The sequence below is a fragment of the Limosilactobacillus sp. genome (assembly GCF_022482365.1).
Lineage (GTDB): Bacteria > Bacillota > Bacilli > Lactobacillales > Lactobacillaceae > Limosilactobacillus.
On the sequence record NZ_JAKVPE010000001.1, the window covers coordinates 1,876,131 to 1,888,514 of the forward strand.

At 54.5% G+C, this 12,384-nt stretch carries 10 protein-coding genes; 9 read left to right on the top strand and 1 reads right to left on the bottom strand.

Features of this window, described 5'->3' with window-relative positions; genetic code table 11:
* Nucleotides 1–1,239 carry a cytosine deaminase gene (gene codA, locus LKE23_RS08815; RefSeq protein WP_291976974.1) on the top strand — a complete coding sequence of 413 codons (1,239 nt, stop codon included), beginning with the start codon at nt 1–3 and terminating at the stop codon, nt 1,237–1,239.
* A gap of 276 nt (nt 1,240–1,515) precedes the next feature.
* Nucleotides 1,516–3,873 (top strand): collagen-binding domain-containing protein, encoded by a 2,358-nt coding sequence (locus tag LKE23_RS08820; protein ID WP_291976975.1) that lies wholly within the window; start codon nt 1,516–1,518, stop codon nt 3,871–3,873.
* A 61-nt stretch (nt 3,874–3,934) separates the two neighbouring features.
* Here the strand turns inward: LKE23_RS08820 and cbpA are convergent, their stop codons facing one another.
* Nucleotides 3,935–4,573 carry a cyclic di-AMP binding protein CbpA gene (gene cbpA, locus LKE23_RS08825; RefSeq protein WP_291976976.1) on the bottom strand — a complete coding sequence of 213 codons (639 nt, stop codon included), beginning with the start codon at nt 4,571–4,573 and terminating at the stop codon, nt 3,935–3,937.
* A 226-nt stretch (nt 4,574–4,799) separates the two neighbouring features.
* On the opposite strand from cbpA, the gene pth reads away from it, so the two are divergent.
* From pth to hpt, 7 genes are all read left to right on the top strand, one after another.
* Entirely contained in the window at nt 4,800–5,360 is a 561-nt protein-coding gene (pth, locus tag LKE23_RS08830) for an aminoacyl-tRNA hydrolase (protein WP_291976977.1), read from the top strand.
* 56 nt (nt 5,361–5,416) lie between these two features.
* Nucleotides 5,417–8,926 (top strand): transcription-repair coupling factor, encoded by a 3,510-nt coding sequence (mfd, locus tag LKE23_RS08835; RefSeq protein ID WP_291978291.1) that lies wholly within the window; start codon nt 5,417–5,419, stop codon nt 8,924–8,926.
* 18 nt (nt 8,927–8,944) lie between these two features.
* Nucleotides 8,945–9,211 (top strand): RNA-binding S4 domain-containing protein, encoded by a 267-nt coding sequence (locus LKE23_RS08840; RefSeq protein ID WP_267202138.1) that lies wholly within the window; start codon nt 8,945–8,947, stop codon nt 9,209–9,211.
* Between the two features lie 102 nt (nt 9,212–9,313).
* Nucleotides 9,314–9,664: an FtsB family cell division protein gene (locus LKE23_RS08845; RefSeq protein ID WP_291976978.1), complete on the top strand. Its 351-nt coding sequence runs from the start codon at nt 9,314–9,316 to the stop codon at nt 9,662–9,664.
* A gap of 185 nt (nt 9,665–9,849) precedes the next feature.
* The gene (locus LKE23_RS08850; RefSeq protein ID WP_291976979.1) at nt 9,850–10,371 is read left to right on the top strand and encodes a S1 domain-containing RNA-binding protein; all 522 of its coding nucleotides are present in this window, start codon (nt 9,850–9,852) and stop codon (nt 10,369–10,371) included.
* 1 nt (nt 10,372) lies between these two features.
* Nucleotides 10,373–11,752 carry a tRNA lysidine(34) synthetase TilS gene (gene tilS, locus LKE23_RS08855; RefSeq protein WP_291976980.1) on the top strand — a complete coding sequence of 460 codons (1,380 nt, stop codon included), beginning with the start codon at nt 10,373–10,375 and terminating at the stop codon, nt 11,750–11,752.
* The gene (hpt, locus tag LKE23_RS08860) at nt 11,745–12,287 is read left to right on the top strand and encodes a hypoxanthine phosphoribosyltransferase (RefSeq protein ID WP_291976982.1); all 543 of its coding nucleotides are present in this window, start codon (nt 11,745–11,747) and stop codon (nt 12,285–12,287) included. The genes tilS and hpt overlap by 8 nt, the downstream gene beginning before the upstream one ends.
* Nucleotides 12,288–12,384 lie beyond the last annotated feature (97 nt).

The window sequence follows — 12,384 nt, forward strand, 5'->3', positions numbered from 1 at the left end:
ATGTTAATTCAAAATGTCCATATTGATAATCAAAAGGAAACGTCCGACGTGCGAATCGTCAATGGCAAGTTTAAGGAGATTGCCAAAAGCCTGACGCCGGTTGCCAACGAGCAGGTGATCGACGGGGGCGGCAACCTGCTGCTGCCACCATTCGTTGACTCCCATGTCCACCTTGACGCTACCCTGACGGCCGGTCAGCCGGAATGGAACGAGAGCGGCACCCTGTTCGATGGGATCCGGATCTGGAGCGAGCGCAAGCAGGACCTGACCAAGGAAGACGTCAAGAAGCGGGCCCGCAAGACGATTGAAAATATGGTCGGCCACGGACTCCAGCACATCCGGAGCCACGTCGACGTTACCGATCCGCACCTAATTGCCGCCCAGGCCCTACTGGAATTGCGGGAAGAACTGAAGGACCAGGTTGACCTGCAGCTGGTGGCCTTCCCACAAGAGGGAATCCTTTCCTATCCCCACGGTCGGGAACTGATGGAACAGGCCGTGAAGGAAGGCCTCGACGTGGTCGGGGGGATTCCGCACTTTGAATTCACGACCGAGTACGGCTGGCAATCCGTCCACTTCCTGATGGCCCTGGCGGACAAGTATGACCGCCTGGTTGACGTCCACTGTGATGAGATCGACGACCCGGCCTCCCGCAACCTGGAAGTTCTGGCCACCGAGGCCCTGGAGCGGGGGATGAAGGACCGGGTGACCGCCAGCCACACCACGGCGATGGGCTCCTACAACAATGCCTACACCTACAAGCTCTTCCGCCTGTTGAAGATGAGCAACATCAACTTCGTCTCCAACCCACTGGTGAACGTTCACCTGGGTGGCCGCTTCGACACCTATCCAAAGCGGCGTGGGGTTACCCGGATTAAGGAACTGACCGCTGCCGGGATCAACGTGTCCTTCGGTGAGGACGACATCCAGGATCCGTGGAATCCATTGGGCGACGGCAACATGCTTGACGCGGTCACGATGGGTGTCTACATTGCCCACCAAATGGGCTACCACCAGTTGCAGGACGCCTTTAAGTACGTCACCTACAACGGGGCCAAGACAATGCACATCAGCGACCAGTACGGAATCGAAGCTGGCAAGCCGGCCAACTGCATTATCTTAAACGCCCACGACTTCTACAACGCCCTCAACAAGCACGTCGAGGTTCTCTACAACATTCGCCACGGGAAGATCCTGGCCAAGACCAAGCCCGCCGAAACCAAAATTAACTTGAAATAAACAAACTTGCCCGCTAGTAAAGCCTTTGTGCTCAGAACTAGCGGGCACTTTTTTAGTCTAATTCTAAAGAAAACCTAGCATTGGTAAAGAATCTTTAGGAGTGATTAAGTAATGATATAGAAATCATGATTTGTATCACAATGAGACGTTTCTTTGATATTATAGGAATCAGCAAAAAGAGTTTTATTTAAAAGCAAGGGGACCCCTGATGACTGGCTGATAAATAAAAGTAACAATTGCTACTTTTCTCGTTTATTTTAACCACAGGAGGTAAATATGGTATCAAAGAACAACCTGCAGCTGTTAGAAAGAAAGCAGCAGCCACGCAAGCAGCGCTTTGGTTTGCGTAAGATGAGCATTGGCCTGGTTTCAGTTCTGCTCGGTCTCTTGTTCATCACGAACGGTAATTCGGCCTCGGCAGATGAAGTGGCGACCAGCGAACCGACCACGACAGTTCAGGCGAGCAGTGCCACGCTGAATTCGACCGCGGCCGAAGAAACGTCGGCAGTGGCGACCAGTACCACGGTGAGCAGTGCTGTGATTGCCGAGAGCGTGAATAGCACCGCGAGTACGACGGCTGCTTCCACAGCTTCGGTAGCGCCAGCATCAACGGCGAGCAACAGTCCGCTAGTTAGCGAGGGGAGTACCGTGAGTATTCCCGTTAGCTCAAGCAGTACGGCAGCTTCGGATGTAAGCCAGCCAGTTTCATCCGCGAGTAGCAGTGCGGTAAGTGCCCCGGATCAGCCATCGAGTGAAGGGGCGAGGCAAGACACGTCGACTGGCACGGTGGACACGATTCACACGGACCAGATTCTAAAAGACAAGTATGGAATTGACGTGAATCACTTGGACGCCAAAAGCGTGTTGCTACTGGCATCACTTTTCCACATTTTCGCCAACGAGGCCAACCTCGGGGCTGACGTGAACGGCAACATTGCGGTAGGAAACCTGAACAGCAATGTCGACTTCGGGACCCGTGGCGAATCCATTCACCTGACGAACGGGGACATCTACTACATTCAAAACCTGAATGCGGCCCTGCAAAACGGTTCGTTCCGCAATCAGGAGTTTAACCACGTGATCTTCGGGAAGGACGTGAACGTAGAGATCCGGGATGGCCAGGTATACGTAAACGGTGAGCACATGCCGAACCTGAAGCCGGAGGAAGTCTTTAAGGACGGTGCGGGAACAAGCTACATTGACTTCCCGGCAGTCTTTCAACGCCTGATTGCCGCTTCGAACTTTTACGCGGGCCAAGAGGAGTCTGCTGGCGTCATTAAGGACTTCAACGACATGAATGATCGGTACGTGGACGTGTCCAATGCTGTAGCGAAGGATAACGTAATCTACGTCAACATCCCTTATGAATACTTAAACGGCCCACAGCCAATCAAGATTTACGGCCTTTCCAGCCAGGTAAATGGGCCGACGGTAGTGATCAACGTAATTGGGATGCCCGCTGACGGTCAACTGGATATTAATACCCAGATCAAATTGCACTACGATGATGACCGGAACAATCACGTTAGTCCCGGTGAGAGTCACGCCCACCCGAACCACGTTCTGTGGAACTTTGGAACGACGGCAGCCGAGATCACCATTGGTAGCGGCCATTTCATGGGCAGCATTCTGGCGCCGAATGCCACGGTGACGGCGAACGTAAACGTTGATGGCAATATTGTTGCCAACGTTGTGAACATTAAGGGCGGGGAAAGCCACAAGTGGGACATCCACCCGGTCCTGCCGCCTTCCTTTATCGAAATTCCTGAAGAACCGCAACCGACAGATCCGCAACCGACGGACCCGCAGCCGACAGATCCACAGCCGACGGACCCACAGCCGACAGATCCACAGCCGACGGACCCACAGCCGACGGACCCGCAGCCGACAGATCCACAGCCGACGGATCCGCAGCCAACAGACCCGCAACCGACGGACCCGCAGCCGACGGACCCGCAGCCGACGGATCCACAGCCGACGGACCCACAACCAACGGATCCGCAGCCAACGGACCCGCAACCGACGGATCCACAGCCGACGGACCCGCAGCCGACGGATCCACAGCCAACAGACCCGCAGCCGACGGATCCGCAACCAACGGATCCACAGCCGACGGATCCACAGCCGACGGACCCACAGCCGACGGATCCACAGCCGACGGACCCACAACCGACGGATCCACAGCCAACAGATCCGCAGCCAACGGACCCGCAGCCAACGGATCCGCAACCAACGGATCCACAGCCGACGGATCCACAGCCGACGGACCCACAACCGACGGATCCGCAGCCAACGGATCCAACACCACTTCCGCCAACGGGAGAGATGGAGGATGCAGGAGCTGAGCCGGAGCAGACCGGAAGCGAGCTGGAGCAGCCAACTGATCCACAAGGAGATGCTTCAGCTACGGAACAACCGCTCCAGGCAGACACGGTGGGCGTGATGAAGGCGACCGTTGGCTCGGATCGCTCGACTGAGCATGCGGCAACAACGAACAACGCCAGCCAGAACCAAACCCTTCCGCAGACTGGGAATAGCCACGAACAGGCAGTCTTAGCCGGAATCGTTCTGGCAATCACTGCCCAGTTACTGGCCCTCGGCGCCCTGTCCTGGAAGAAGTACAATGAAGAATAATTAAAAAAGCCGGTTAATCCGCAGCGATGAGAGCTAAACGGGTTAACCGACTTTTAATTGTTTAATAGCGTTGGTGCAGGTCTTCGATTTCGGGGACTTCAAAGCCCTTTTTGGTGAGTCGTCGGACAATCTTTTCCATCTTCTCTCGGGTGACGTCCGCCGGGAGAGTGAAGAGAATTTGCTTGACGGATGAGTGCTGGGGGTCGAACGAGAGCACGTTGACGATCTGGCAGTAGCGGGTGATCTCCTTGGTGGCGTTCATCAACGCTCCCCGCTCGTCAGGAGCCACGACGGTCAGAACATAACTGCCGTTGTTGACGTTCCAGCCCTCGGCGAGGACGCGCAACAGGCTGTTGTGGGTCAGAATCCCGTAAAACTGGTTGTTTTCGTCGAGAACCGCGATGTAAGGAAGGTCGCGGATGGCGAAGAAGACGGAGAAAAAGGCCGAATTGATGAAGACGAACTTGGTGGCATTCTTCAGCAGGGCGGTAACGGGGAGATTCATGTCACCATTGCGGGACTTGTGGCGGTAAAGGTGCATCTTGTAGATGTTACCCCGGAAAATCTTTCCGGACTGGTCCAGGACCGGGACGCAACGATAACCGGTATTTTCGAGCACCGTCAGCGCTTCTTCGAGGGTGGCCGTTTCGGGAAGAGTGGTCAGGCTTTCCTTCTTTTTAATGAGTGAACTAAAAATCATGGTGAACTTCCTTTGTATCGAATCTAAGTGCACTAATCATCATAACACAAATTTCAACTTGTTATTAAAAAAAGATGAGAACAAATTAAGAATTGCTCGGCCGCGGGGGCGATCGTTTTCGTTTCAAATCCGGCTAGGGTATAATGAAAGCCAGAATATTGTGCTGGACGGGGTGAGTTTCCCGTGCGGCCTTTTTGCATTTAAGAATGTGGAGGAATTGATAACGATGAAGATGATTGTTGGTCTGGGAAATATCGGGACGCGGTACGATGAAACGCGACACAACACGGGCTTTATGGTGGTTGATCAGCTGGCCCGGGACTATCACTTGGGGGCCTTTACCCACCTCAAGCAGGAGGCGGTGGCCGTTTCCGGCGTGATCAACGGGACCAAGGTCATGCTGGTCAAGCCGACGACCTTCATGAACGATTCCGGGCGCGCAGTGGGGCCCTTGGTTGACTATTACGATCTCGATTTAGATGACCTGGTAATCGTCAACGATGATCTTGACATGCCGGTTGGCCAGATTCGGCTCAAGACTCATGGGGCCTCGGGCGGCCATAATGGCCTGAAGAGCATCATCAACGCCCTCGGGACCAAGCAGTTCAATCGGGTCAAGCTCGGCATCGACCATCCCAAGCACGGCACGGTGGTCAGCCACGTCCTCGGCAAGTTCAGCGCCGAAGAACGGCCCGAGTTTGACGCGGCCGTTGAACAGGCCGAGCACGCCCTCGAGGATTGGATCAATGGCGAGGACTTTGCCCAGCTAATGAATAATTACAATTAACGATCTTAAAAATAACGGAAAGGGGTGAACGATTTAAAGTGCAATTAACTGACTTTATGGAAAAGGTTCCGGCCTTTTCCAAAATTACGAAGACGCTGGCGCCAAAGAAACATCAACTGGTGACCGGGATTGCCGGTTCGGCCCGAACATTGCTCTTGGCAGCGCTGCTGAAAAAAACACAGCACCCGATCCTGGCGGTGACCGATAGTCTCACCCACATGCAGGAACTGGCGGATGACCTTGGAAACCTTCTGGCCGATGAGCAGGTCTACCAGTTTCCGGTCGAAGAAGTCCTGGCGGCTGAAGTAGCGACGAGTTCGCCCAACTACCGTCTTCAGCGGGTCCAGGCACTCAACGCCCTGGAACAGCAGACTAACGCGATCGTGGTCACCTCGGCGGCGGGGCTGCGTCGGAATATCGTTTCCCCGCAGTTCTTCCGGGAAGCGACCCTAAAGATCGAAGTCGGTGGCGAATTGGATCCCGAGACCGCTCGCAATCAGCTCAGCGCAATGGGTTACCAGCTGCAAAAGATGGTGCTGCGACCGGGAGACTTTGCCATCCGGGGCTCGATCATTGACATCTACGCCCTCAACACGACGGATCCGGTCCGGGTTGACCTCTTCGACACCGAGGTCGATTCGCTGCGCTATTTTGACGCCAGCACTCAGAAGAGCATTGATAACGTCAAACAGGTTGAGATCCTGCCGGCGACCGACTTCATCCTGCCACCGGCGGAGTTCACCCGGGTCGAGCAGGCGGTTGAAGCCCAGTACCATGACCTGCAGCAGCTAGCAGACGGCGATCAGGATATTAAGGAACAGGTCAACAACCGCTTTGTTCCGCTGATCACGGCATTGAAAGCCCACCACCTGCCAAACGAGTTGTTGGAGTTTAGCAACGTCGTCTACCCGACTAACCACTCGCTGCTCGACTACCTGACGAAGGAGGGAGTCGTCTACCTGGATGATTTTGGCCGAATCAAGCAGGCGGCCATGCAGATGCAGGCCGAGGACCATGGCTGGCTGGCGGACAAGGTGAAGTATCACCAACTGACGACGGTGCCGGAGTTGAGCAATGATCTGGAGCAGCTGGTGCACGCGGATAGTCACGCCCAGTTGTTCAGCGCCCTCTTCAAGAAGGGGATGGGCAACCAACGCTTTAATCTGCTGACTGAATTGACGGCCCGGCCGATGCAGCGTTTCTTTGGCCAAATGCCACTGTTAAAGTCCGAACTGCAGCGTTGGGTTGAGCAGGGGCAGTCGGTGATTTTGATGGCCAACTCCAAGGCCCGGCGCGACCAAATCGCCCGGACCTTGCGGGAATTTGACGTTTCCGCCATCGAAACCCAGCCGGACGACCTGAAGCAAAACGTGGTCCAGCTGGTGGCCGCCAACCTCAACGACGGCTTTGAGCTGCCGGCCGGGGGCTTGGTCGTGGTCACTGAGGGTGAAATGTTTAAGCAGGTCACCAAGAAGCGCCATCGTCCCCAGAAACTGGCGAATGCCGAGCGGCTCAAGAGCTACACTGACTTGAAGCCCGGTGACTACGTGGTACACGTCAACCACGGGATCGGAATCTTTAGCGGGATCCGAACCATGGAGGTCGACGGGGTTCACCAGGATTACATGGTGATCAACTACCGGAATAATGCCCAGATCTTCGTTCCGGTTACCCAACTGAACCTGGTGCAAAAATACGTCTCATCGGAGTCCAAGACGCCGCGCTTGAACCGGCTCGGTGGCAACGAGTGGGCGAAAACGAAGCGCCGGGTGGCTTCCAAAGTGGAGGACATCGCCGATGAACTGGTCGATCTTTACTCCAAGCGTGAAACGGCCAAGGGCTATGCCTTTCCGCATGACGACTACCTGCAAAAGCAGTTTGATGCCAACTTTCCGTACACTGAAACCCGGGACCAGCTGCGCAGCATCAAGGAAATCAAGACGGACATGGAAAAGCCCAAGCCGATGGACCGGCTCTTGGTCGGGGATGTCGGTTACGGGAAGACCGAAGTGGCGATGCGGGCGATCTTTAAGGCGGTCGCGGGCGGCAAGCAGGTGGCCTTCTTGGTGCCGACGACGGTCCTGGCCCAGCAGCACTACGACACTTTGACCAAGCGTTTCGCGGGCTTCCCGGTTGAAATTGCGCTGATGTCCCGTTTTCGGACAAACAAGCAGCTCAAGGAAACCGACGCTGGTCTGGCCGATGGAACGATTGACATCGTCGTCGGCACCCACCGGATCCTGTCCAAAGATGTTCGTTTTAAAGACTTGGGACTGGTAATTGTCGACGAGGAGCAGCGGTTTGGGGTTAAGCATAAGGAGCGGCTCAAGGAGTTGAAAAACAACGTTGACGTTTTGACCCTGACCGCCACGCCGATTCCGCGGACCCTGCACATGTCGATGCTCGGCGTGCGGGACCTTTCCGTCCTGGAGACCCCACCGGCCGGTCGCTTCCCAATCCAAACTTACGTGATGGAACAAAACGACGGCGCCATCCGCGACGGGATCATGCGGGAAATGCAGCGGGGCGGCCAGGTTTATTACCTGCACAACCGGGTTAGTGACATCGAAGAGACGGTTGCCAAACTCAAGGAACTGGTCCCCGAGGCCGCAATTGGCTACATCAATGGTCAGATGAGCGAAAACGAACTGGAGACGGTGCTCTACGAATTTATCCAGGGCAACTACGACGTCCTGGTGACAACGTCGATCATTGAGACCGGGGTCGATATCCCCAACGTCAACACCCTCTTCGTGGAGAACGCGGACCGAATGGGGCTGGCTCAGCTCTACCAGATCCGGGGGCGGATTGGTCGCTCCAACCGGGTGGCCTACGCCTACTTCATGTACCAACCCAACAAGGTGCTGACCGAGCTGGGGGAGAAACGACTGGCCGCCATTCGGGACTTCACTGAGCTGGGGTCCGGCTTTAAGATTGCCATGCGGGACCTGGCAATCCGTGGTGCGGGAAACCTCTTGGGAAAGCAGCAGCACGGCTTCATCGATTCGGTGGGGTACGATCTTTACTCGGCCATGCTTTCTGATGCCGTGGCCAAGAAGCAGGGTAAGAAGCCGCAGGAGACGTCTGACGCCGAGGTTGAATTGGGTGTCGAGGCCTACCTGCCGGATGATTACATTGACGACCAGCAGCAGAAGATTGAACTATACAAGTCAATTCGTCAGGCCCAGGATGATAGTGAGCTCCTGGATCTGCAGGGCGATTTGATTGACCGCTTTGGCGACTACCCGGCTGCGGTCGGCAACCTGTTGTTGATCAGCAAGCTCAAGCATCACGCGGACCTGGCACTGATCAAGCAGATCAAGCGCCGCCAGGATAACATTACGGTAACCTTTAGCCTGAAGGGCAGTCACCTGGTGAAGGCCCCGGAGATTATTAAGCAGCTAGCAAAGACCAAGTTTAAGGCAACCCTGGGTGAGAGTGATCAATTGCTGACCGTACGGCTGGTAATCCAACCCCAGATGACGACGGCCGACTGGCTCAACCAACTGACCAAGTTTGTGGTGGGGCTAGGCGAGGTCGTCCAGGGTACCGACCAGGCTGCATAAAAAATGGAGGAAGCAAAAATGCGATTAGATAAATTCTTAAAAGTTTCACGAATTATTAAGCGCCGTTCCGTTGCCAAGGAGATCGCCGACCAAGGACGGATCCTGGTCAACGATCATCCGGCCAAGTCATCGTCCAAGGTGGCGGTGGGTGACACGCTGACGATTAAGTTTGGCAACAAGACCGAGATCGTCAAGATCAATCGGATCGTTGAAACCACTAAGAAGAGCGAAGCCGAGGATATGTATGAAATCCTCGACGAAAAATACGCTGAAAACTTTGATTGATTATAAATAAGTTGATATTTTCCGGAGCGGTGGTGGACAATTCACGTGATTCATTGCTATACTAAGACAGTAATGAATTTATGGTGAAAGTGAGGGAATCAAATGAAAAATCGAAAAGTTGTTCAGCTTGAGACCCCTCATGTTCAGCAGGTTGGGATGGACCGGGCCGCTCGTCGACGGGTTCATATTCGGCGGTGTGAGCGGATCGCGGCCTGCTTTTTGGTTATCTTCATCTTTTTGGGCTGGCAGATCCTGAGCAGTCGCCACACACTGGCAAAGGTGAATACTAATATTTCACAAACCCAGACCGAACTAAAAAAGCAAAAGCAGACGGGCAAGCAGCTCAACCAGCAGATTAAGCAGCTTCACGATCCCGAGTATGTTCAGCAGGTAATCCGTTCGAAGTACAACTACTCGAAGAAGGGTGAAACGATTTATAACCTCGACAATTAAAGAAGTAATGATGGTGAAGGCGTCAAGTATTTGATTTACGACGCCTTCACCATTTTTCTTTTGTTGTGGTCCGGCATTAAAATAGTGGCAAAAACCAGGCTTGTTTGAGATAATAAGTATGTTATACTCAATTACAATTAACTGATTATCAAGTATCAATGATTCGAGGAGGATCCATTAGTTTCATGGCAATTGAAGTGGGAGCAAAGGTTTCAGGAAAAGTTTCAGGAATCACTAATTTTGGTGCGTTTGTCGATCTTGACGATAATCAAACGGGATTGGTCCACATCAGTCAGATTTCTGATAAGTACATTAAAGACATTCATGACGTGCTGGCAGTCGGCGACACGGTGACGGTCAAGGTTACGCGGATCGGTGACGATGGTAAGATCGCCCTTTCGATGAAGGCGGCAGCTCCTCACGAGCACAAGGACGACCATGAGCACGGTCATGGCCACGGCCACTTTGATCGTCAGCGGGGTGAGGAGCGTCACTACCACCACGAACGCAACAATGACTACCATGGTCATCGTGACAGCGGCTACCGGGGCGGCTTTGGCGGGGGTGCCCACCATCACAGCAGTCACCAGCACGAGGACTTTAACGAAATGCTGGCGGGCTACATGAAGGAGAGCGAGTCCCGTTTGTCGACACTGAAGCGGCAGACTGACGGCAAGCGTGGTGGCCGTGGTGGCCGGCGCAGCTAAGATGACAATCCAAACAGACTTTAAGCGGCACTTACAAGAGGGCCGCTTTTTTACTAGCAATGAGCTGGTCGTGGTGGCCGTCTCCACGGGCGTTGATTCGATGACCCTACTGGACTTGCTGCAGAGTCTGCCCAAAGAGCAGCGGCCACGGTTGTTGGTGGCCCACGTCAATCACGAGCTGCGGGATCAAAGCAAGCTTGAGGAACAATTCATCCGGAATTACTGCCAAAAACGTGGCTTGCGACTGGCGGTTGCTCACTGGCCCCGGCGCCAGCATCCCGCCACGGGCATCGAGGAGGCGGGGCGCCAGTTTCGCTACGCCTTTTTCGCCCGTTTGATGAAGAAAAACGGGAGCAAGGTCCTGTTGACGGCCCACCATGCCGACGACCTGGCGGAAACAATCATGATGAAGCTGACCCGGGGCGGTCAGTTGGCGCAGCTGGTGGGGATTGCCGACCGCCGACCTTTTGCGGGTGGTCAGCTAGTCCGGCCGTTGCTGCCGTTTCGGAAGCAGGAACTCTATGATTACGCCACCAGCCGTCAGCTGACTTGGTTTGAGGATGCTACCAACCGGAAGCTGACGGTCAGCCGCAATCGTTTCCGTCACCAAATCATCCCCGCCCTTGAAAAGGAAAATCCACACTTCGTTGACCACCTGCTTGATTACCGGGAACAGTTGGCTGACTTACTCGCCTGGCGGGACCAGGCAGTGGGAAACCAACTGGCGAAAATTAGCGTGGCAGGGCGGTTGAACCTTGCCACTCTGCGCAGCCTTCCTGCGGTCCGCCAGTCAATTTTGCTGCGGACCTGGCTAGAACGGGCGGGAGTTCGAGATTTGAAAAGCAAACAGATCCGGCAGCTGATCGGGGCGCTAGCTAATCCGCACCAGCCGCAGCGTCGCCTTGAGTTGCCGGGAAATTGGTCCTTGGTTCACGACTATGACTGGTGCTGGCTGGAAAAAGCAGACAAAATGCGTGGCCAGTCGCAAAAAGCACCGGCGCATGTGGTAAAATTGGGCCAACGATACCCAATTGATGACCAATCTAATTTAGTCGTGACAGACGAGCCGCTGTCGGAAACGCATTTGTTGCCAATGTGGCTTGCGCCGACCCAGCTGCCATTGTTATTGCGGCCGTGGCGGCCTGGTGATCAACTGTTATTAAAAAGTGGTGGTCACCAGGCGGTCCGGCGGGTATTGATTGACCAGAAGGTTCCGCTTGCTCAGCGGGAGCGCCAGCTGGTGCTCGTTGACTCCCAGGGCACCGTCGTTTGGCTGGTGGGCCGCAAATGGAGCTGGTTTACCCGACCCGCGGATTACAAGCGTACCTGGCGGCGACTACTGATTGGAATAGTAAAGCGAAGAGGAGAAAAACATGAATAACGACATCGAAAAGGTTCTGTTTACAAAGGAAGACATCGAAAAGGCCACTGACCGGCTTGCCAAGCAACTGACCAAAGACTACCGGGACAAGAATCCGTTGATCGTCTGTGTCTTAACCGGGGCGGTCCTGTTCACGGTGGACATGATTGAGAAGATGGACATCATGGCCCAGCTGGACTTCATCGACGTCTCCACCTACTTTGGGGGGACCGCATCGACGGGCAATCTGAAGCTGATTCATGATCTGAACAAGGACGTTCGCGGCCGCAACGTCTTGATCATGGAGGACATCGTCGACAGTGGTCACACCCTGAAGTTCTTGATTGACCTGTTGAAGGAGCGGGGAGCCAAGAGCATTAAGACCGCTTCGATGATGGACAAGCCGGAGGGACGGGAGTACGACGTCAGCGTCGATTACTACGGTGTCCGGGTCCCGAACGAGTTCCTGGTCGGCTACGGGCTCGACTACAAGGGCTACTACCGGAACCTGCCTTATATCGGCGTATTGAAGCCGTCCGTTTACCAAGAAGATTAAATCGCTGCTTGCCTTTCAATTTAATGGTCAAGAATTGTCAAGTATGCTATTATAGTGTGTACAATTATTTACTGTTGCTGGTAGTTAGGAGGTTGTT